22 protein-coding genes and 3 tRNA genes are annotated in these 19178 nt (G+C 71.3%); 13 read left to right on the forward strand and 12 right to left on the reverse strand.

Annotated elements, in window-relative coordinates:
• Positions 1 to 253, forward strand: a 253-nt coding sequence (locus tag VMI11_10095) for a hypothetical protein (GenBank protein HTY72758.1), incomplete at its 5' end; no start/stop codon positions are given.
• Here the strand turns inward: VMI11_10095 and VMI11_10100 are convergent.
• Both VMI11_10100 and VMI11_10105 read right to left on the reverse strand, forming a co-directional pair.
• Positions 240 to 1397, reverse strand: coding sequence for a glycosyltransferase 87 family protein (locus VMI11_10100; GenBank protein HTY72759.1), 1158 nt, complete (start codon positions 1395 to 1397; stop codon positions 240 to 242). The genes VMI11_10095 and VMI11_10100 overlap by 14 nt on opposite strands.
• Positions 1398 to 1479: 82 nt before the next feature.
• A complete protein-coding gene (locus VMI11_10105) occupies positions 1480 to 2547 on the reverse strand; it encodes a hypothetical protein (protein HTY72760.1) in 1068 nt (355 codons plus the stop codon).
• A 153-nt stretch (positions 2548 to 2700) separates the two neighbouring features.
• Here VMI11_10105 and VMI11_10110 point away from each other — a divergent pair, with 153 nt between their 5' ends.
• The 3 genes from VMI11_10110 (at position 2701) to VMI11_10120 (ending at position 5255) form a co-directional block, all read left to right on the forward strand.
• Positions 2701 to 3663, forward strand: a complete 963-nt coding sequence (locus tag VMI11_10110) for a 2-oxoglutarate and iron-dependent oxygenase domain-containing protein (protein ID HTY72761.1) — start codon at positions 2701 to 2703, stop codon at positions 3661 to 3663.
• Between the two features lie 87 nt (positions 3664 to 3750).
• Positions 3751 to 4530: a hypothetical protein gene (locus tag VMI11_10115; GenBank protein ID HTY72762.1), complete on the forward strand. Its 780-nt coding sequence runs from the start codon at positions 3751 to 3753 to the stop codon at positions 4528 to 4530.
• Positions 4531 to 4775: 245 nt separating this feature from the next.
• On the forward strand, positions 4776 to 5255 hold the full coding sequence (locus VMI11_10120; protein ID HTY72763.1) for an Hsp20/alpha crystallin family protein: 480 nt from the start codon (positions 4776 to 4778) through the stop codon (positions 5253 to 5255).
• 147 nt (positions 5256 to 5402) lie between these two features.
• Here the strand turns inward: VMI11_10120 and VMI11_10125 are convergent, their stop codons facing one another.
• On the reverse strand, positions 5403 to 5768 hold the full coding sequence (locus VMI11_10125; GenBank protein ID HTY72764.1) for a hypothetical protein: 366 nt from the start codon (positions 5766 to 5768) through the stop codon (positions 5403 to 5405).
• 114 nt (positions 5769 to 5882) lie between these two features.
• The gene (gene glgC, locus VMI11_10130) at positions 5883 to 7103 is read right to left on the reverse strand and encodes a glucose-1-phosphate adenylyltransferase (GenBank protein HTY72765.1); all 1221 of its coding nucleotides are present in this window, start codon (positions 7101 to 7103) and stop codon (positions 5883 to 5885) included.
• 22 nt (positions 7104 to 7125) lie between these two features.
• On the opposite strand from glgC, the gene glgA reads away from it, so the two are divergent.
• Together glgA and VMI11_10140 are read left to right on the forward strand one after the other, a co-directional pair.
• Complete coding sequence (gene glgA / locus VMI11_10135) at positions 7126 to 8301, forward strand: glycogen synthase (GenBank protein ID HTY72766.1); 1176 nt, start codon at positions 7126 to 7128, stop codon at positions 8299 to 8301.
• 43 nt (positions 8302 to 8344) lie between these two features.
• A complete protein-coding gene (locus VMI11_10140) occupies positions 8345 to 8830 on the forward strand; it encodes a DUF2505 domain-containing protein (GenBank protein HTY72767.1) in 486 nt (161 codons plus the stop codon).
• Between the two features lie 101 nt (positions 8831 to 8931).
• Here VMI11_10140 and VMI11_10145 read toward each other — a convergent pair whose 3' ends face one another.
• On the reverse strand, positions 8932 to 10296 hold the full coding sequence (locus tag VMI11_10145) for a transaminase (protein HTY72768.1): 1365 nt from the start codon (positions 10294 to 10296) through the stop codon (positions 8932 to 8934).
• A 57-nt stretch (positions 10297 to 10353) separates the two neighbouring features.
• On the opposite strand from VMI11_10145, the gene VMI11_10150 reads away from it, so the two are divergent.
• Together VMI11_10150 and VMI11_10155 are read left to right on the forward strand one after the other, a co-directional pair.
• A complete protein-coding gene (locus tag VMI11_10150; GenBank protein ID HTY72769.1) occupies positions 10354 to 11106 on the forward strand; it encodes a CPBP family intramembrane glutamic endopeptidase in 753 nt (250 codons plus the stop codon).
• A gap of 104 nt (positions 11107 to 11210) precedes the next feature.
• Positions 11211 to 11567, forward strand: a complete 357-nt coding sequence (locus VMI11_10155; GenBank protein ID HTY72770.1) for a hypothetical protein — start codon at positions 11211 to 11213, stop codon at positions 11565 to 11567.
• Here the strand turns inward: VMI11_10155 and VMI11_10160 are convergent.
• The 3 genes from VMI11_10160 to VMI11_10170 are packed head-to-tail and all read right to left on the reverse strand — an operon-like array spanning position 11554 to position 14173.
• Positions 11554 to 12408, reverse strand: a complete 855-nt coding sequence (locus tag VMI11_10160) for an oxidoreductase (protein ID HTY72771.1) — start codon at positions 12406 to 12408, stop codon at positions 11554 to 11556. The two genes, VMI11_10155 and VMI11_10160, sit on opposite strands and share 14 nt — an antisense overlap.
• Positions 12409 to 12444: 36 nt before the next feature.
• The gene (locus VMI11_10165; GenBank protein ID HTY72772.1) at positions 12445 to 12792 is read right to left on the reverse strand and encodes a metallopeptidase family protein; all 348 of its coding nucleotides are present in this window, start codon (positions 12790 to 12792) and stop codon (positions 12445 to 12447) included.
• 4 nt (positions 12793 to 12796) lie between these two features.
• Entirely contained in the window at positions 12797 to 14173 is a 1377-nt protein-coding gene (locus VMI11_10170; protein ID HTY72773.1) for an aminotransferase class V-fold PLP-dependent enzyme, read from the reverse strand.
• A 104-nt stretch (positions 14174 to 14277) separates the two neighbouring features.
• Between VMI11_10170 and VMI11_10175 the strand changes: the two genes are divergently transcribed.
• The 3 genes from VMI11_10175 to VMI11_10185 all read left to right on the forward strand — a co-directional run bounded on the left by VMI11_10175 (position 14278) and on the right by VMI11_10185 (position 15419).
• Positions 14278 to 14350, forward strand: a tRNA-Glu gene (locus VMI11_10175).
• Between the two features lie 38 nt (positions 14351 to 14388).
• A tRNA-Asp gene (locus tag VMI11_10180) sits at positions 14389 to 14462 on the forward strand.
• A 99-nt stretch (positions 14463 to 14561) separates the two neighbouring features.
• The gene (locus tag VMI11_10185) at positions 14562 to 15419 is read left to right on the forward strand and encodes an SMP-30/gluconolactonase/LRE family protein (GenBank protein ID HTY72774.1); all 858 of its coding nucleotides are present in this window, start codon (positions 14562 to 14564) and stop codon (positions 15417 to 15419) included.
• Positions 15420 to 15467: 48 nt separating this feature from the next.
• On the opposite strand, the gene VMI11_10190 is transcribed toward VMI11_10185, so the two are convergent.
• Positions 15468 to 16262 (reverse strand): hypothetical protein, encoded by a 795-nt coding sequence (locus tag VMI11_10190; protein ID HTY72775.1) that lies wholly within the window; start codon positions 16260 to 16262, stop codon positions 15468 to 15470.
• A 179-nt stretch (positions 16263 to 16441) separates the two neighbouring features.
• Here VMI11_10190 and VMI11_10195 point away from each other — a divergent pair, with 179 nt between their 5' ends.
• Positions 16442 to 16642, forward strand: coding sequence for a PLDc N-terminal domain-containing protein (locus VMI11_10195; protein ID HTY72776.1), 201 nt, complete (start codon positions 16442 to 16444; stop codon positions 16640 to 16642).
• A gap of 44 nt (positions 16643 to 16686) precedes the next feature.
• On the opposite strand, the gene VMI11_10200 is transcribed toward VMI11_10195, so the two are convergent.
• Together VMI11_10200 and xylA are read right to left on the reverse strand one after the other, a co-directional pair.
• The gene (locus tag VMI11_10200; GenBank protein ID HTY72777.1) at positions 16687 to 16995 is read right to left on the reverse strand and encodes an antibiotic biosynthesis monooxygenase; all 309 of its coding nucleotides are present in this window, start codon (positions 16993 to 16995) and stop codon (positions 16687 to 16689) included.
• Positions 16996 to 17004: 9 nt separating this feature from the next.
• Positions 17005 to 18162, reverse strand: a complete 1158-nt coding sequence (gene xylA / locus VMI11_10205) for a xylose isomerase (protein ID HTY72778.1) — start codon at positions 18160 to 18162, stop codon at positions 17005 to 17007.
• Positions 18163 to 18318: 156 nt separating this feature from the next.
• On the opposite strand from xylA, the gene VMI11_10210 reads away from it, so the two are divergent.
• Positions 18319 to 18392 (forward strand) — tRNA-Phe (locus tag VMI11_10210).
• Positions 18393 to 18465: 73 nt separating this feature from the next.
• Here the strand turns inward: VMI11_10210 and VMI11_10215 are convergent.
• On the reverse strand, positions 18466 to 19178 hold a 713-nt coding region (locus VMI11_10215), incomplete at its 5' end, for a site-specific integrase (GenBank protein HTY72779.1).

A 19178-nucleotide genomic window follows, 5' to 3' on the forward strand; every position in this document is an offset into this window, starting at 1 on the left:
CTGCCTCGTGGTAACCGGCTACCGGCCGGAGATGGGCTGGGACACGCGGTGCGCGACGGTGACCCGGCTCGACTCGGTGCCGGCGGCCTTGCGAGCGGGGCGGGTCGTCACCGTGGTCCGCTTCAGCCACGGGCGCTACCAGGCGAGCCCCGCGCAGCTCGCTCGGCTGCTGGCCGGACGCTCGGTGCAGAGGGTCACCCTGCCAGCCGCCGGGTCGCTCGGCGTGGCCAGGATCTTCGTCATCCGACCGTGACGTCGGTCAGCGCGAGGGCGACGGCGGTGAAGAAGGCGAGCTCCGCGAGGACCAGCACACCCTGGTGGACCGTCGGCGACAGGTTTCGGAGCGGGACGAGGGTGGCGCCGATCCCGACCACGGCCGCCGCACGGACGGCCGTGCGACGGCTGATCAGCAGGGCGGCGCATCCGCCGGGGATGACCACGAACAGGTAATGGATCTCGCTGAGGGTGCCGGCGAGGAAGGTGGCGAGCAGCAGGAGGCTGGCCAACGCGGCGGTGCGCGGGATGTCCAGCACGGCGTGGCTGCGGACCTGCACCGCGCAGACCCATGCCGCGACAGCGACGACGGCGATCCGCACGAGCAGGATCGGACCGGGGGGCAGGCCGTGGGTGTGCGCCCACCCGTTCAGGGAGAGGTTGTCGACCGATGCCCGGTGCACCAGAACCGAGCCGCGCAGCAGCCGCCGCGCGATGTCGGGCAGGCGCTCCCCGCCCCGGGTCACGGCCAGCGAGCCGAGCAGCAGGGCAGCACCGCCGAGCGCCGCGATCGCCAGCTCCCGCCAGCGACGGGCGAGCAGCGGGATGAGCACCAGGGGCAGCAGCAGCGGCTTGATCAGCAGGCTGAGCACGAGGACGACGCACCCGGCGAGCCACCGATCAGTACCGAACATCCACACGGTCACGAGGGCGGCCGCCGTGAGGGCCAGTGAGGCGTTCTCCAGCCAGAGCGAGTGCACGCTCAGGTTGCTCACCAGGAGGGCCGCCGACGCTAGCCCGGCGGCGACCGGCCACCATCGCCGAGGGACGAAGCGTGCCACCGTCACGGACGCGACCGCGGTGACCACCGCCACCTCGAGGCCGAGGTAGAGCCGCGAGACGACCGTGAACCGCACGACGGTCAGGGGCACCGCCAGGAGCGCCGTCACCGGCGTGTAGACGAAGTTCGGGACGGCGTACAGCGGACGACCGTGCCGGGCCGCCAGCCCGGCCCCGTAGATGGGGGCGAGGTCCTGGCCGAGGTGGCGGTGCTGCAGGCTGACCCCGAGCACGAGCGCGGCCCCGGCTGCCGCGCAGAGCCACGCGGCGCCGATCAGCAGGACCCGGGTCGCGCGTCTACGATCCAGCGACTCGAGGGTCGGAGCGACCCGATCGCGCCACACGTGTGCCGACCACCTCCGCCCCGTGCAGGGTACGGGAGCCCGGACCGGCGACGCGGAAAGAGACACCCGCGCCGGTCAGGTGTCAGATCGGCACGACGGCGGTGTTCGAGCTCGGGAAGTGGACCACCACCGACGGTGCGCTCTCCACGTACACCTCGGTCCACGCCTGGGCGTGGGAGCCGCAGCCGGCCATCGGCGGGAGGGTGAGCGTGCCGTTGAGCTCGACGGGCAGGTGGTGGCGCTTCGAGCTGATGTGGAAGGTGGTGGTCGTGAGAGGCACGACGAGGGTGCGGCACGCGGTGACCCCGTCTGGGGCGTACTGGCGCACCATGAGCCGCGTCCGGACCTGCGGCCCCGCCTTGATGACCTTGAAGACCGAGGCGCACAGGTTCACGCCGTGAGTCGTCGGGTCCTGACTCCCGCCAGGGCTCGTGCAGGCGGTCATGAACACGTCGCCGGCGAGGCTGAACGAGCTAGCCTTGGTGGTGTCGACGGTGAAGTCGACCGGCGCGGCGTGGAAGTGGACCCCGACCGAGACCCGTGAGCTGTGACCGGTGTACGGGTGGTTGTTGGCCGCCGTGTTGCCCTTGAAGCGGATCGTCTCACGGGCGGCGGTGCTGGCCTTGGTGACGATCAGGCGGGCGCTCGTCACGCGAATCGTTCGGCTGCTCGGGGAGGCGCCGGGCGAGCCCTGGATGCGGCCCATGTAGGCATAGCCGGCGCAGACCCCGCGGATGCTGCCGGTGAACGTCACGTACAGGCGCGGCTGGAGGGTGAACGTCGTGCCGTGCAGCGTGTTCACGGCCTGGCCGATCTGGTTCGCGTGCCCGTAGTTGTCCTTGCACACCAGGCTGACGTCGACGTAGTCGACCGGGTCGGGGTTGGTGTGCTGGAGCGTGACCGGCATCTGGACGTAGTACGTCCCCGGGGAGATCTTGAGCTTGACCAGGGTCACCCGGGGGCCGGAGGACAGGCCCCTCCCCGGGACCAGCCTCGTGACGCTCGACTTCGCCACCACGGCGTCCGCCGCCGACGAGCTGGCCTGCGCCGGGGCGAGGGCGAGAGCGCCCACCGCGGCGACGGCAAGGGCCAGCAAGGCGTAGCCGGCTCGCCGGGGCCGACGGCGTGAGGCGTTCACGGTGCGAGGCATCGACCACGGCATGACCTGTCTGAACGTACATGTGGGTGAACGGGCAGCCCCGCACCGTCCGCACTGCGGACGGTGCGGTCGGGGCCGTGGTCGACCGACCGGTGAGTCGGACCAGGGATGATCGGTCATCGCGAGCGAACCCGTGGAGGTCACATGTCCCCGACCGTTCCCACCATCGACCTGACCCGGTGGCGCCAGGGTGACGCCGTCGAACACGCCCGGCTCGCTGCCGAGGTGGACTCCGCCCTCCAGCGGGTCGGGTTCCTCCTCGTCACCGGGCACGACGTGCCCGAAGGCCTGCGTGCCGACGTACGGCTCGCGGCCCGCGCCTTCTTCGCCCTCCCGGAGGAGGTGAAGGCGAGGTACGCCGTCCCGCCCGGCGGGCGCGGTTGGATCGCCCAGGGCGCCGAGGCGAACGCCGCGTCCGAGGGGACCGCGTCACCTCCTGACCTCAAGGAGTCCTTCGCGGTGGGTGCCGACGAACCGGTCGGCGTACCCGAGATCGATGCCGAGTGGTTCCCGCCCAACGTGTGGCCGGCCGAGCAGCCTTTCCTGCGACCCGTCGTCGAGTCCTACACCAGGGCGATGCGGGTCCTCGCGGACGACCTGCTCGCCCTCCTGGCCGCCGCCCTCGACCTGCCCGAGGACACCTTCACGCGCAGCACCAGGCACCCGACGTGGACCTTCCAGGTGAACTGGTACCCGCCGATGACGGTCGTCGGCGAGCCGTTGCCGGGACAGTTCCGGATCGGTCCCCACACCGACTTCGGGTCGGTGACCATCCTCGACCGCCAAGCCGGCAAGGGCGGGCTGCAGGTCCACTCCGACGAGGGCGGGTGGGAGGACGCGCCGTTCGAGCCGGGTGCCTTCACGGTGAACATCGGCGACCTGCTCGCACGGTGGACCGGTGACCGTTGGCGTTCGGGCCGCCACCGCGTGTTGCCGCCGGATCCGTCGGCGCCGCAAGAGGAACTGACCTCACTCGTCTACTTCTACGAGTGCGACCACGACGCTGTCGTCTCCACGTTCCCGCCACCGGTGGGACGCGTGGAGTACCCGCCGGTCGTCGCGTCGACGTACCTGCACGAGAAGTACCACGCCATCACCGTGAGCTGACTCGCGAGGCAGTTCCGGACCCCCTTGACGCGCGTTTACCACGGGAGGAGGGTTCGCGCATCCTCAACCTCCGAAGGAGGGGTGCGCATGTCTTTCACCACGCACAGACGGTCTGCCCTCGTTCTCATCGCACTGCTGCTCGCGGGAGCCGCGACGCTGTTCGGAGCGGGGTCCGCCAGCGCCCACGGCTCGGGCTACACCTGCAACGGGGGAAACATCAACAGCGGGTGGTACGACCACCTGGTCATCAAGGGTTTCTGCACGATCCCTGACAACGCCTACGTCAAGGTGAAGCACGACATCTGGGTGGTGCCCGGCGGAGTCCTCGACGCCGTCACGCTCGCGACGGTCAAGGTCCAGGGCGACATCATCGTGGGCAAGGGCGCGGTCCTGGGGCTCGGCTGCACGGTCATCGGCGTCGGCTGCGCCAGCAACTCCGACACCGAGGTCCGGGGCAGCATCATCGCCGACCAGCCGCTGACCATGTTCATCGACGGCAGCAAGATCGGGGGCGACGTCATCTCCAACGGCGGTGGCCCCGGGTCGAAGGTGACGGAGGCGGACCTCGCGTTCAACTTCGCCTTCAAGGACAACAAGGTGCGCGGCAGCGTCGTACTGACCGGCTGGAACGGTGGCTGGATGGGGGCGATCCGCAACTGGGTCGGCGGCAACCTGTACTACTCGTGGAACCGGGGCGTCGACCCGGACTCCAACGAGATCGTGCACAACACCGTCGGTCACAACCTCGCCTGCTTCGCGAACTACCCGGCCGCGCAGTTCGGCGACGCCGTCCAGGGCCAGCCGCCGAGCTACGGCCCGAACCACGTCGGCAGCCACGCGCTCGGGCAGTGCGCCTCGCTGGTCTGACCGCCTGGTGCTGACGGGCATCACACGTCGCCCCCCGCCCGAAGGGGTGGGGGGCGACGTCGCGTCTGGCGCCGGTCGCCCCGGCACGTCGTGCCGGGACCAACGGCACTTGGCACTCACCGGGTGAGAGTGCTAATAGTGGAGGTGTCGCGAACGGACTCGCGGCTGCACCACCACCGTGAGGAGTCCGCGACCCGGACCGGCACCGTGCCGGTCGGTCCCGCCCCCTCGAGGAGGTGGTTGTGGTGGTGACTCGTTACGACCTCTTCCGCGACTTCGACCGCCTGACCGAGCGGATGATGAACGCGGCCACGGAGATGCGGGCCATGCCCGTCGACCTGTACCGCACCGGCGATCACTTCGTCCTGCGCTGCGACCTGCCCGGGGCCGACCCCGGCTCGATCGACGTCGGCGTCGACGGCCGGGTGCTGACCATCCGCGCCCAGCGGTCGGCGACCGAGGGCGATGTCGAGTGGATGACGCAGGAGCGTCCCACCGGGACGTACGTGCGCCAGCTCACCCTCGGCAACGGCCTCGACCTCGAGCACATCGAGGCGACCTACGCCGACGGAGTGCTGACCCTGACCCTGCCGGTCGCCGAGGCGGCCAAGCCGAGGCGGATCGAGATCAAGCAGGGCGAGAGCCGGGTGGCCCTCGGCGAGGGCGGATCCGTCAGAGGTGAGGCCCGCACGCAGACCGTCACCCAGGAGGGCAAGCCTGCCTGAGGGCCAGCCCGCCTGACCCCATCCCGCCGTCTCCCTGATAGCAATGAACGCGGCGTCGTTGCAGTAGGTGTGCAACCACGCCGCGTTCATTGCGAGGAAATCCCCGGGTGAGGCGGCGGGACGGGGCGCGGGACTCCGACGCCGGCCTCATGGGGCGCTGTCCCAGGTCCCGTCGGCCTTGGCCCGCTCGACGACGGCCAGCCCCGCGGGGGACATGAGGCCGGCCGCCTGCAGTCGGGCGACCCGCTCCCGGTTCGAGCGCGACCATCGGCTGCGGCGCTTGCGTGGGGTCATCCGAAGGCCCGAGCGCTCCTCGCCGAAGCGCTTGGCGACCGAGTCCACCCAGCCGAAGCACACGCCCTCCTCGACGAGGTCCTCGTAGGTGACCTGGGGCCTCCCGGTCGACCGCTTCCAGGTCACGACCCACACCCCGGTCGACGACACGTGGTTGGCTTCCAGCCACGCGCGCCACTGGGCCCGGCTCTCCACGAACACCTCGGGGAAGTCGACCATGCCGTCAGTCTCGACCCCGGCCGCTCCGCCAGCGTGATCGGCGGCAGATACGACGGCAACATGCGGGTGGGCGACAGCAGCGGCCGCTGCGACCGCCCCAGCGACGGGCGTTCCTCAGCTCAGCGCGGTGACGCCCTTGCCCAGTGCCACGACCCCGCCCGCACTGACCGTGTACAGGTCCCGGTCACGCTCCAGGTCGACCCCGACGCGCGCCCCGTCCGGGACGACGACGTTCTTGTCCAGGATGGCCCGGCGCACCACCGCGCCCCGACCGATCACGACGCCGGGCATGACCACCGAGCCCTCGACGTAGGCCCCCTGCCCCACGGTCACGTCGTTGGACAGCACCGAGGACACCACGTGCCCGCCCGACACGATGGTCCCGGCGCCCACGATGGACTCGTGCGCCCCTCCACCCTCGACGAACTTCGCGGGCGGGAGCGGCGGCTGCGTCGTCAGGATCGGCCAGTGGCGGTTGTAGAGGTTGAAGACCGGGTGGATGGACACCAGGTCCATGTGCGCCTCGTAGTAGGAGTCGAGGGTCCCGACGTCGCGCCAGTACCCCCGGTCGCGGTCGGTGGACCCGGGTACGTCGTTGTCGGCGAAGTCGTACACCTTCGCCGCGCCCTCCTTGACCAGCATCGGGATGATGTTGCCGCCCATGTCGTGGACGCTGCCCTCGTCGCCCGCGTCGAGCTTCAGCGCCTCGATCAGCGAGGACGTCGTGAAGACGTAGTTACCCATCGACGCGTAGGACTCGTCGGGGTTGTCGGGCAGGCCGGGCGGGTCCTTCGGCTTCTCCAGGAACGCGGCGATGTTGCGCCCGTCGGGGCCGGTCTCGATCACCCCGAACTGGTCGGCCTGGGACCGCGGTACGCGGATCCCCGCGACGGTGACGGCGGCCCCGGACTCGACGTGCTGCTCGACCATCTGCTGCGGGTCCATGCGGTAGACGTGGTCGGCGCCGAACACGATGACGTACTCGGGCTTCTCGTCGTAGACCAGGTTGAGGCTCTGGTAGATCGCGTCGGCGCTGCCCTGGTACCAGCGCGGGCCGAGCCGCTGCTGGGCCGGCACCGGCGTGACGTAGTTGCCGAGCAGGTTCGACAGGCGCCAGGTGGTGGTGATGTGCCGGTCGAGGCTGTGCGACTTGTACTGGGTCAGCACGCACAGCCGCAGGAAGCCGCCGTTGACCAGGTTGGACAGCACGAAGTCGACGAGACGGTACTGGCCCCCGAAGGGCACGGCCGGCTTGGCCCGATCCGCCGTGAGCGGCATCAGCCGCTTGCCCTCACCGCCGGCCAGGACGATCCCGAGGACACCTCTCCTCGCCATGGCCGCACCCTACGCTGTGGCCATGCGGATCGCGCTGCTGACCAGAGAGTTCCCTCCGGACGTCTACGGCGGCGCCGGGGTCCACGTGGACTTCCTCGTCCGTGAGCTGCGCCGCACCCACGACGTCGACGTGCACTGCTTCGGCGCCCCCCGCGACGGCGCGGTCGCCCACGCCGTCCCGGCCGCGCTGGTGGACGCCAACTTCGCGCTGCAGACCTTCGGGGTGGACCTCGAGATGGCGGCCACGATCGACGGCTGCGACGTCGTGCACTCCCACACCTGGTACGCCAACCTGGCCGGGCACCTGGGCGCGATCCTGCACGGCGTCCCGCACGTCGTCACGGCGCACTCCCTCGAGCCGCACCGCCCCTGGAAGGCCGAGCAGCTCGGCGGCGGCTACCGGCTCTCCTCGTGGGCCGAGCGGACCGCCTACGAGGCGGCCGACGCGATCATCGCGGTGAGCAAGGGGATGCGCCACGACGTGCTCGACGCCTATCCGGAGCTCGACCCCGACAAGGTCCACGTCGTCCTCAACGGCATCGACACGGCGGCGTTCGCGCCCGTCGAGAGCTGCGCCACGCTGGAGCGGATCGGCGTGGACCCGGACCGGCCGTACGTGCTCTTCGTCGGGCGCATCACCCGGCAGAAGGGGCTGAAGCACCTGCTCGCGGCGGCGGGGCGGCTCGAGCCCGGCATCCAGCTCGTGCTGTGCGCGGGCTCCCCGGACACCCCCGAGATCGCGGAGGAGACCGCGTCGATGGTGGCGGCGCTGCGCGCCCAGCGGGGGGAGGGTGAGGTGATGTGGGAGAGCACGATGCTGCCCCGGGAGGATCTCATCGAGCTGTTGACCCACGCCACGGTGTTCGCCTGCCCGTCGATCTACGAGCCGCTGGGCATCGTCAACCTCGAGGCGATGGCCTGCGAGACGGCGGTCGTGGCGAGCGACGTCGGCGGCATCCCCGAGGTCGTGGTCGACGGTACGACGGGCTCGCTCGTCCACTACGACGAGCGCGACCCCGACTCCTTCGACGCCGGGCTGGCGGCGGCGATCAACGCGCTGGCCGCGGACCCGGCCCGCGCGCGGGCGTACGGGGTCGCCGGGCGCCAGCGGGCTGTCGACGTGTTCGGCTGGGACGCGGTGGCCGCGGACACCGTCCGGGTGTACGAGGCGGCGATCGCCGACTTCAAGGCGCGGTAGGGCCGGGCTTCGCCCCGCCGCCGACGTACGCGAGGATGCACGCATGAAGCTCCAGCACACGCTGTCCTACGAGAGCGACCCCGCGTCCGTCTTCGCCGTGCTCAAGGATCCCGAGTACGTCGCCGAGAAGTGCACGGCCACCGGTTCCCTCGACTCCTCCGTGGACGTCTCCACCGAGGGCGACGAGACGGTCATCAAGACCACCCGCAAGCTCCCGGCGGACGGCCTGCCGTCCTTCGCCAAGTCCTTCGTCGGGGATGCGATCACCATCGACCAGGTCGAGCGGTGGGGTCCGCCGGCGGCCGACGGCTCACGGGACGGCTCGCTCAAGGCGACGTTCCGTGGGACCCCGATGAAGGTGGACGCCACCCTGCGGCTGGCGCCGGGCGGCGCCGGATCCGAGCTGAGGGTGGCCGGCGAGGTCAAGGCAGGCATCCCCCTCATGGGCGGCTCGATCGAGAGCTACGCCGCCGAGGAGCTCACCCTCGGCCTCGACAAGGAGGCCGAGGTCGCCAACGCCCGCCTCTGACCCCTCGACCCCTTTCCCCCCGCCATCTTTCCGAATGAACGCGCCGTTCCTCCAATAGGTCCGACTGAACGCCACGTTCAGTCGGACGGGGCAGGCGGGGGTCAGGCGAGGAGGGCGGAGACGGCGGCGGTGAACTCCTCGGTGTGGCGGTCGACGTCGGCCTCGGTGGTGGCCGGGCACATGAGGGCCATCGAGTGGAAGGGCGTCAGCAGCACCCCTCGGTTGGCCAGCGCCACGTGCAGGTAGTCCTCCAGCTCCGGGTCGGCGGCGGCCGCGGACTCCCCTCCCGTCCGAGGGGCCGGCGACGCGAAGCGGTACTCCGCCCGCGCACCCAGCTGCACGACCGACCACGGCAGCTCGAACTCCTCGATGACCCCTTGCACGCCGGCCGTGAACCGGGTGGCGAGCGCCGTCATCCGGGTGAACGCCTCGGGTGTCAGCACCTCTGACAACGTCGCCCGGGCCGCCGCCATCGACAAGGCGTTGCCCGCCAGCGTCCCGCCCACACCGCCGGTGTCGATGAGGTCCACGTCGTCGCGCGCGCTGACCCGGTCGGCGACGTCCGCGGACAGCCCGTACGCCCCGATGGGGATCCCGCCGGCCATCGCCTTGCCCAGGGTCACGACGTCCGGCTCGAGACCGTGCGCCGCCGTCATCCCACCGGGGCCGGCCGAGAACGTGTGCGTCTCGTCGTTGATGAGCAGCGTCCCCGTGGCCCGGGTGAGCTCTCGGACCGCCTTGAGGTAGCCCTCCTCGGGCAGCACGATCCCGATGTTGGTCAGCGCCGGCTCCATGAGGACGCACGCGACGTCGCCGTACGACAGCTCCCGCTCGAGTCCCTCGACGTCGTTGAACTCCACGACGCGGGTGGTCAGGCGTACGTCCACCGGCGCGCCGACGTTGCCCTCGCGGACCTCCGGCCGGCCGTCCGGTCCGACCACGATGAGGACCTCGTCCACGCTGCCGTGGTAGCACCACGAGTTCACCAGGATCTTCTGTCGTCCGGTCACCATCCGGGCGAGGCGGATGGCCCAGCGGTTGGCGTCGGTGGCGGTGAGCGAGAACGACCAGTACGGCAGCCCGAAGCGCCGCGCCAGCTCGGCGCCGACCCAGGCGGCGTCCTCCGTCGGCATCATGACCGTCGCCCCGCCGAGCTCCTCCAGGCGCCGCCGGACCGCCACGACGGTGGGCACCGGGGAGTGCCCCGCCATCGCGCCGGTGTCCCCGAGGCAGAGGTCGACGTAGGTGTGCCCGTCCAGGTCGGTCACCGAGGCACCTCGCGCCTCCGCGAGGTAGAGCGGGAAACCGCCCGCCGCCTTGTTCATCCAGGTCATCGGCACGCCTCCGAAGAGGTGCTCGCGGCCGGCGGCGTACGCGGCCGCCGAGCGCGGGTTGGCCGCGAGGTACGTCGCGCGCTCGCGCGCGAGCAGGTCGAAGAGCCGGGCACGGTCAACGGTCGTCGTCATGACCGGACCGTATCCGCCGCCGGAAACCTTCAGGAACCTCCCCTACCGTGTCCCGGCGTGACCCGGCGCCAGATCAAGTTCGAGCTGTTCATCGTGCTCGCGATCTCGCTCGGCTACAGCGGCGTGGTCGCGTTCGTGAACCTCCTGCAGGACTACACCACCAGCCACGGGCACCTCAACCGCCTCATCACCGCCCCCCTCATCGGCAGTCGCGCCCCCAACCGGCACTGGTTCGACCTGGTCTACCAGCTGCTCGCCATCGGGCGGGCGCTGATCCCGGTCCTGCTCGTCTGCTACCTGCTCAGCCTGTCCAAGGAGAAGCCGCTGCAGGTGCTGGGGCTCGACGCCTCCCAGCCAAAGCGCGACATCCTGCGCGGCACAGCCCTGGCCGCCCTCATCGGCGGCAGCGGCCTGGCGCTGTACCTGTTCGCCCGGCACATCGGGATGAACCTCAGCGTCGTCGCCACCGACCTGCCGCCGGTGTTCTGGCGCATCCCCATCCTGGTCCTCGCCGCCGCCGAGAACGCGCTGCTCGAGGAGGCCGTCGTCCTCGGCTACGTCATCCACCGGCTGGACCAGCTGGGCTGGCGGCCCTGGAGCCAGGTCGCCTTCTCGGCGGTCCTCCGCGGCTCCTACCACCTCTACCAGGGGTTCGGCGGCTTCGTCGGCAACGCCGTGATGGGCGTGATCTTCGGTCGCCTCTACCAGCGGTGGGGCCGGGTGATGCCGATGTTCATCGCCCACACCCTGATCGACTCGGTGGCCTTCGTGGGATACGTGCTGCTCAAGGGACACGTCTCCTGGCTGTGAGCCCGACCCGGGGGTCTCGGCGTCTCGGAGCCGGCCGGGCATCACCTGGGAGTCGACCCCGGACTCTGGCTGACCGGCCCGGCTGGGCTCTATTGTTCCGCGCCATGGTGCAGGCGTACGCCCACGAGGGGCACCTCGAGCTCGCCGACGGTGCCGACGACCGGGCGCCCGCGGCCGCCGTCACGGTGAGCCTGTGCGGTCACTGGGACCACGAGGGCGACTGCCGCTGGCGCCACCACACGAGCATCATCGAGCGCGACGGCCACTCCCTCACCGTCCGGACCGTCTTCGCGTCCGACATCGAGGACGAGCAGGAGGTCCGCGAGCGCATCGTCGCGGCCCTGGAGTCGGGCCTGCTCGCCGGCCCGGCCGGCGAGAGCCGCTGGCAGGTCCTGCGGCAGGAGGCGGTCGACCTGCGCCCGGCCGACCAGCGCGTGGCCGGACGGCTCACTCGGAGCTGATCGGCTCCGGGCGGTACAGCCGACCGACCGCCAGATCGATGATCTGGTCGGGGAGCAGCCGGCGCGCGTAGGTGATCGGCTTGCCGCCCGACCCGACGGCGTACCGCGTTCGGGGGTGCCGGCTCCCGACCGCACGCACGATCACCTTGGCCACGGCCTCCGGCGAGGAGCCGATCGGGCGCCCGTCGCGGCGCGGCGCCAGGACGCGGGCGAGCCCGGCCGCCTGCGCGGCGTACGGGCCCTCGGCGGAGTACCGAGCGGCGTGCTCTGCAGAGATCTCGGTCCACTCGGTCGAGATCGACCCCGGCTCGATGATCACCACGTGCACGCCGTGCGGGCGCAGCTCGACCCGCAGGGAGTCGCTGAGCCCTTCCACCGCGAACTTCGTCGCGTGGTACCAGGAGCCGAGGGGCTCCCAGAACTTCCCGCCGATCGAGGAGATGTTGACCACGTATCCGTGACGGTGGGCGCGCATGTGCGGCAGGACGAGCTGGGTCATGCGCGCCAGACCGAAGACGTTGACCTCGAACTGCCGTCGGGCCTCGGCCAGCGGCACGTCCTCGAGGGCTCCGTACGAGCCGTACCCGGCGTTGTTCACCAGGACGTCGACGCGGCCGGTCTCCGCCACGGCTCGCTCGACGAAGTCGACCATGGAGGCGTCGTCGGTGACGTCGAGCTGCCCGACCCGCAGTCCACCTTCGGCGAGCCCCCGCATCCGCTCGACCCGCCGGGCGCCGGCGTACACGACGTACCCCGCCTCGCTCAACCGCCTCGCGGTGGCTTCACCGATCCCCGAGGATGCTCCGGTGACGAGGGCGACCTTGCCTTCGCTGTTGGCCATGCCCCCATCACACACCCAGGGAGGGGGCGCCGCCGGTCAGCCCCAGCCGAGCTCCTCGAGGCGCTCGTCGTCGATGCCCATGTGGTGGGCCAGCTCGTGGACCACGGTGACGCGCACCTCGGCGACGACGTCCGCGTAGGTCGCGCAGCGGCGAAGGATCGGCAGCCGGAAGATCGTCACCCGGTCCGGCAGCACCCCCGAGTACCACTGGCCGCGTTCGGTCAGCGGGATGCCCTCGTAGAGCCCCAGCAGGTTCGGCTGGCCGGCGCGCTCGTCCTCGACCATGACGGCGACGTTGTCGAAGACGCGCCCGAGCTGCTCGGGCAGGGAGTCCAGGGCCTCACCGACCAACCGTTCGAACTGCTCCGGAGGGACGTCGAGCACGCCGTCAGGCCCCAGCCGCGGCACGACGTACGGCGTCGACGGAGCGAGCCACGTCGTCGGCGTCGGTGAAGGCGTTGCAGACCGAGACGCGCATGACGTCGCGCCCGCGCCACCGCGACCCGGACATCCAGGCCACCCCGTCCGCGAGCAGCCGCTGGGTCACCGCCCGGGTTCGCTCGTCGGGGCCGAAGCTCGCCGACACCTGGCTGAACACCACGTCGTTGAGGATCTCCGCACCCGAGACCTCCGCGATCCCGGCGGCGATCTCGCGTGCGTGGGCGGCGTAGCCCTCGACCAGGGCGGCGACGCCGGAGCGACCGAGGGAGCGCAGGGCCGCCCAGACCGTCACCCCGCGGGCGCGACGGGAGAACTCCGGGACGCGGTCCATCGGGTCCCCGGGTCCGGGGTCCTGGATGAGGTAGCTCGCCGTCGCCCCCATGGACGCGCGCAGCGGCGCTGGGTTCGCGACGATGGCCAGGCCGCAGTCGTACGGGACGTTCAGCGTCTTGTGGGCGTCGGTGGCCCACGAGTCGGCGACCTCGTAGCCGTCGAGCAGCCCCAGCCGGGGCGAGGCCGCCGCGAACAGCCCGAAGGCGCCGTCGACGTGCACCCAGGCGCCGTAGCGGTGCGCCACCTCGGTGGCGGCGGCGACGTCGTCGAAGGCCCCGGAGTGCAGGTTGCCCGCCTGCAGGCAGACGATCGTCGGCCCCGAACCGGCGGCGAGCGCCTCGGCGAGCGCGTCCACCCGGATGCGGCCCTGGTCGTCGTCCGCGACGGGAGTCGGGGCGCCCAGACCGAGGTGACGCAGGGCCACGTCGACCGTGACGTGGCGATCCGCACCGACGAGCACCCGTACGCCCGGAGAGCCGGCCAGTCCGCCCGCATCCACGTCCCAACCCGCCCCGGCCAGGACGTGCTGGCGGGCCGCAGCGAGGCAGGTGAAGTTGGCCATCATCCCGCCGGTCACGAAGCCGACGTCGGCGCCGGCGGGCAGGCCGAGGAGGTCAAGCAGCCAGCGCGCGGCGACCTCCTCCGCGGCGACCACCCCCGGCGTGGCGAAGCGCAGCCCCGCGTTCTGGTCCCAGGCGGAGAGCATCCAGTCGGCGGCCAGTGCGGCGGGCAGGGTGCCGCCGATGACCCAGCCGAAGAAGCGCCCGGACCCCATCGACATCAGGCCCGGCTCGACGCCGGCGGCCAGCAGGTCGACCACCTCGGCCGGGTCGGTCGGCCCGTCCGGCAGCGCGCCGCCGAGCGTCGCCGCGGCGGTGTCGGCGTCGACCCGGGGCGGGATCGGCCGGTCGGCCTCGGCGACCAGCCAGGCCTGCGCGTGGCGGGCCGCCCGCTCCAGCGGGACGGCGTACAGCGTGGGATCGGCGCTCATGGGACCACCCTGCCCTCCCGGATCGCAGTGGCGTTGCGGAACGGATGCCCTTTGGAGGAACTCCTCGGCGTCCCGTATGCTCATCCAGCCTTCCAGCGGGGCTAGCCCCCATCGTCTAGCGGCCCAGGACACCGCCCTTTCAAGGCGGCAGCGCGGGTTCGAATCCCGTTGGGGGTACGTCCGGCCAACCTCGTCCGAGCAGCCAGCACAGCCGAGGCCCCGTAGCGCAGTTGGTTAGCGCGCCGCCCTGTCACGGCGGAGGTCGCGGGTTCGAGTCCCGTCGGGGTCGCCCCAGTTCCTGTTCCGAATGAACGCGGCATTCCTCCAATAGGTCCGAAGGAATGCCGCGTTCAGTCGGAAGGGTCAGGTGGGCTGGCAGGGTGGGGGGATGACCCTGGAGGCCGAGCGGTTCGGTGGACGGTACGCCTTCCATGGCGAGGGGCCGGTCTGGTTCGACGGCCGCCTCCACCTGGTCGACCTGTTCGCCGGCGACGTGCTGAGCGTCGACGCGGAGGGAGCCCTCCACGAGCGGGTGCACGTCGACCGGATCGCCGCCGCCGTCCGCCCGCGCTCCGCCGGCGGCTGGGTGCTGGGCGTCGAGCGGGGATTCGCCCTGCGCGACCCTGACGGGACCCTGCACACCCTCCCCGAGGTGTGGAGCGACCCCGCGGTCCGGATGAACGACGGGGCGACGGATCCGTTCGGCGGCTTCTACTGCGGCTCCATGGCCTACGACCACGAGCACCTGCCCCGCGCGGGCACGCTCTACCGGCTGGACGCGTCCGGAGACGTACGTGCGGTGCTAGCGGGCGTGACCATCTCCAACGGGCTCGCCTGGAGCCCCGACGGCTCCCGCGCCTACTACGTCGACACCCCGACCTCGCGGGTGGACGTCCTGGACAGCCGGGCGCCTGGCGAGCTGGTCGACCGGCGCCCGTTCGTGGACACGACGGCGCTCTCCGGCGTGCCGGACGGCCTCACCGTCGATGCCGAGGGCGGCGTCTGGGTGGCCTTCTATGGCGGCGGGTGCGTACGCCGCTTCGCGCCCGACGGCCGGCTGATCGAGCAGGTGGACCTCCCGGTGTCGAGGCCCACGTCGTGCGCGTTCGGCGGACCGGGGCTCACCGATCTCTTCGTCACGACCAGCCGGGAGAACCTGCCGGATGACGCCGAGCCCGACGCCGGCGCGCTCTTCCGGGCGCAGACCAGCACGTTGGGCCTCCCGGTCGTCCCGTACGCCGGATGACCGCCGCTGACCGCCCGCGCCCGCACCATGACGGAAGCGGGTCGGCGGCTAGTTCTTCGCGAGCAGGCGGCTGAACAGCCCCCGGCGCTCGCGGCCCGAGCGCTGGCGCGGCAGGAAGTCCAGCGGCCGGCGACGTGCCGCAGGCGCGTCCTCGTCGTCGACAGCAGCGGCGGTCCCGTCCTCGGCCGGTTCGTCGAGGTCGTGGAGGGCGGCCAGGGCGTCCGCCCGATCCATCGCGACGGCCGGGACGGCGTCGGGTGCCGCTTCGAGCTCGGTGAGCCCGAGATCGGTGACCTCGAGATCGGTGACCTCGAGATCGGCGGCCGCGAGATCGGCGGCCTCGAGCGGTGGCAGCTCAACCCACTCGTCGGCCGAGGGTGTCGGCAGCAGGTCCACGCCGAGGCAGACGAGCAGGGGTACGACCTCCAGCGGCGTGGCGAAGGCGGCGCGCGTACGCGTCCGCGGGCGCAGGCGCCAGGGCGTGGCCGGCTGGGCGAGCAGGAACGCCACCAGCTCGCGCAACTGCGCGTCGAGGCACTGCGCCACCTGCTCCGCCCCGACGAACCCGAGGTGGACCACCAGCTCACCCAGCCGCCACCCCGGTACGTCGCTGTCCTGGGCGGCCAGGGCGACCTCGAGGTCGATCGGCTCGAGCGCGCCGCACGCGAGCAGCCGCTCGCCGAGGGTCGGGCCGACGCCCGCGACCTGGACGCTGTAGATGCGGCCCTCGTCCAGGTAGACCTGCGCCGGTCCGCGACCGGGCAGGATCGACCAGAGCTGGCCGGTCGTGGTCTCCTGCGCCGCGGCCAGCAGCGCGGGCACGAGCTGGGTGTCAGTGCGCACGGGTACTCCTCGCGGCCGCACGGGAGGGACGGGACGGCCGAGCGTCCACGGTAGGAGCCATCGGCAGCCAGACGCGGGACCGCCACGAAATACGCTGGATCGGCCCACGACCGCGACCGCGGGAGGAGCCGACTGAACCCGGCGATCGGGTGATTCCGGGGCTGCCCGACCATGGACGCATGGCTTCGGGCGCCGCGGTCTTCGTCGCCGCCGCGATCGCGTTCTGGCTCTACGCCCTGTACGACTTCACCAGGACCGACCCGCGGGCGGTGCGGACGTTCTCCCGCCAGACGTGGCTGCTGCTGCTCGTGTTCACGAGCGTGTTCGGCGCGCTGCTGTGGTTCAGCCGCGGCCGGCCGGAGCCCCCTCGGCGTCGCTGAGCCCGCTGATCCGGCCGGAGCGCCTCGGCGTCGCTGGCCTCCGCTCAGCCAGTCGCGGTGTCCTCGATGACCGCGAGGTTCACGAACTCGCGCGGCCCGTCGAGCATCCCGGCCATCGCCTCCTGGATCGGCCGGAGCGCGTCCATGCGCCCGGGGTCCTGCTCGCGGGCCCGTGCTTGCTCGGCGCTCTCGAACACCACCAGGGTGTAGTAGGCGTTCGGGTCCTCCTCGTCACGCATGACCATCGTGCGCAGGAGCCCGGATCCGGGGCGCTCGATGGCCCGCAGCTGGGCGAACAGGCTGAGGACGTCGGCGCCCGGCTTGGCGTGCACCTTGATCAGCTGAGCCCACATGCCGGCCCCCTAACGCACGCCGTAGAGGTAGTCCAGGGCGAGCTGGTCGAGCTTCTCGAAGCCCATCCCGCGCTGGGCGGCCGCGTCGGGGTCGAAGGTCTCCGCGCGCAGCGTCTCGATCGTCTCGCCAGGCGCCAGGGTGGGGGTGGCCAGCTGGTCCAGGCGAGCCTCGCGCAGTGCCTGCTGCACCTCCGGATCGGCGCGGAACGCACGCACCTTCTCCCGCAGGATGAGGTAGTTGCGCATGCACGCCGCGGCCGAAGCCCACACACCGGCCATGTCCTCGGTGCGCGGCGGCTTGAAGTCGAAGTGCCGCGGGCCGTCGTACCCGCCGTTCTCGACGATGTCGACCGCCCAGAACGCGCCCCGCGCGTTGCCCGCGCCGAAGCGCAGGTCCTGGTCGTAGCGCGGCCCGGTCTGCCCGTTGAGATCGATGTGGAACAGCTTGCCGTGCCACAACGCCTGGGCCAGCCCGTGCGCGTAGTTCAGCGACGCCATCTCCTCGTGGCCGACCTCCGGGTTCACCCCGACCAGCTCGGAGTGCTCCAGCTCGTTGATGAAGGCGAGCGCGTGCCCGATCGTGGGCAGCAGGATGTCCCCGCGCGGCTCGTTCGGCTTGGGCTCGATGGCCACCCGCAGGTCGTACCCGCGCTCGAGGATGTAGGAGCCCAGGATGTCGAAGGCCTCCTTGTAGCGCTTCAGCGCCTCCTTGATGTCCTTCGCCGCCCCCGACTCCGCGCCCTCACGACCGCCCCACGCCACGAAGACCTTCGCCCCCAGCTCGGCAGCCAGGTCCATGTTGTCCGCTGCCTTGCGGATCGCGAAGCGCCGCACGTCACGGTCGTTGTTGGTGAACCCCCCATCCCGGAACACCGGGTGCGAGAACAGGTTCGTGGTGATCATCGGCACCTCGAGGCCCGTCTCGTCCAGCGCCACCCGGAACGGCTTCAACGCCGCGTCCTTCTCCGCCGCCGAGGCGCCGAACGCGAACACGTCGTTGTCATGGAAGGTGATCCCGTACGCCCCCAGCTCGGCCAGCTTGTGCACTGCCTCGGCGGGCTCCAGACGCGGACGGACCGCCCCCCCGAACACGTCCACTCCCTGCCAGCCCACCGTCCACAGCCCGAAGGTGAACCGGTCCTCGCGCGTCGGGGTGAAGTCAGGCATGGTGGGTGTCCTTCCTCGTCAGGGTCCTCGTCAGGGGCCCTCGCCGCGACGGTATCGCGCTCTCCCTGCCGGGACAGCACCGGCCGGTGAGCGATCACCTCGGCACGCGCCTCGCCCGATGGCCTATTCTCCTGGAGTCGCCGTCCGGCGACTCCCGGCCAGGTAGCTCAGTTGGTACGAGCGTCCGACTGAAAATCGGAAGGTCGGCGGTTCGACCCCGCCCCTGGCCACCGAATAAGCGCAGGTCAACCGATACGGCGAAGCGCCTACAAGTGATCCGAAGATCAACTTGTCACAGATCTGTCACAGACCTCGCAGCACCCGGTCGAGCGTGGCCATGGCGTCGTGGGCGTCGTCCTCGAACATGTGCGCGTAGATCCGTTGCGTGATGACAGGGTCGTGGCCCATCACTCCGGCAACGGTGACCACTGGGACGCCGGCCGCGAGGAGCAGACTGATCGCTGAGTGTCGACAGTCGTGCAGACGGATTGGACGGAGCCCCGCGAGGCGGGACAACCGCCGGAACTCGCTGCTGTAGGTGTCCGGGTGGATGGGCTCGCCTATCTCATTCGCCACGACATAACCCTTGTCCTCGTAGTACTCGCCGGCGCTCTCCCGCTCGAGGACTTGGACAGTGCGAGTGTGCTTCAAGGCGCTCACGGCGTACGGCGCGAGCGGCACCCGGCGACTGCTCCGCAAGGACTTGGGGGCACCCTCCGAGATCCCTCCGCCCGTGCGTCCGAGCGAGACTCGGGAGCGTCGGATGGTCACGGTCGGTCGATCGCCGTCGAGGTCGATGTCTGACCAACGCAGCCCGAGCACCTCTCCTCTCCGCAGGCCGGACATCGTGAGGGCCCACGGGCCGGCAAGCCGGTGCGTGGTCGTCGAGTCGAGGAAGGCCTTGGCTTCCGCTGCGGTCCAGGCAGCCATCTCACTCTGTCGTTGTGGTAGTCGGTCGACAAGTGTGGCTGCGTTCCGTTGCAGAAGGCCCTCTTTGACGGCCACGGCTAGAGCCT

It is taken from the genome of Actinomycetes bacterium (assembly GCA_035506535.1).
Classification (GTDB): domain Bacteria; phylum Actinomycetota; class Actinomycetes; order DATJPE01; family DATJPE01; genus DATJPE01.

What these genes read in the sequence shown, in the direction of transcription:
- VMI11_10105 (HTY72760.1), bottom strand. Translation starts at nt 2,547, where the DNA reads ATGCCTCGCACCGTGAACGCCTCACGCCGTCGGCCCCGGCGAGCCGGC.
- VMI11_10185 (HTY72774.1), top strand. Translation starts at nt 14,562, where the DNA reads ATGACCCTGGAGGCCGAGCGGTTCGGTGGACGGTACGCCTTCCATGGC.
- VMI11_10170 (HTY72773.1), bottom strand. Translation starts at nt 14,173, where the DNA reads ATGAGCGCCGATCCCACGCTGTACGCCGTCCCGCTGGAGCGGGCGGCC.
- glgA (HTY72766.1), top strand. Translation starts at nt 7,126, where the DNA reads ATGCGGATCGCGCTGCTGACCAGAGAGTTCCCTCCGGACGTCTACGGC.
- VMI11_10195 (HTY72776.1), top strand. Translation starts at nt 16,442, where the DNA reads ATGGCTTCGGGCGCCGCGGTCTTCGTCGCCGCCGCGATCGCGTTCTGG.
- VMI11_10155 (HTY72770.1), top strand. Translation starts at nt 11,211, where the DNA reads ATGGTGCAGGCGTACGCCCACGAGGGGCACCTCGAGCTCGCCGACGGT.
- glgC (HTY72765.1), bottom strand. Translation starts at nt 7,103, where the DNA reads ATGGCGAGGAGAGGTGTCCTCGGGATCGTCCTGGCCGGCGGTGAGGGC.
- VMI11_10115 (HTY72762.1), top strand. Translation starts at nt 3,751, where the DNA reads ATGTCTTTCACCACGCACAGACGGTCTGCCCTCGTTCTCATCGCACTG.
- VMI11_10145 (HTY72768.1), bottom strand. Translation starts at nt 10,296, where the DNA reads ATGACGACGACCGTTGACCGTGCCCGGCTCTTCGACCTGCTCGCGCGC.
- VMI11_10110 (HTY72761.1), top strand. Translation starts at nt 2,701, where the DNA reads ATGTCCCCGACCGTTCCCACCATCGACCTGACCCGGTGGCGCCAGGGT.
- VMI11_10200 (HTY72777.1), bottom strand. Translation starts at nt 16,995, where the DNA reads ATGTGGGCTCAGCTGATCAAGGTGCACGCCAAGCCGGGCGCCGACGTC.
- VMI11_10140 (HTY72767.1), top strand. Translation starts at nt 8,345, where the DNA reads ATGAAGCTCCAGCACACGCTGTCCTACGAGAGCGACCCCGCGTCCGTC.
- VMI11_10160 (HTY72771.1), bottom strand. Translation starts at nt 12,408, where the DNA reads ATGGCCAACAGCGAAGGCAAGGTCGCCCTCGTCACCGGAGCATCCTCG.
- xylA (HTY72778.1), bottom strand. Translation starts at nt 18,162, where the DNA reads ATGCCTGACTTCACCCCGACGCGCGAGGACCGGTTCACCTTCGGGCTG.
- VMI11_10125 (HTY72764.1), bottom strand. Translation starts at nt 5,768, where the DNA reads ATGGTCGACTTCCCCGAGGTGTTCGTGGAGAGCCGGGCCCAGTGGCGC.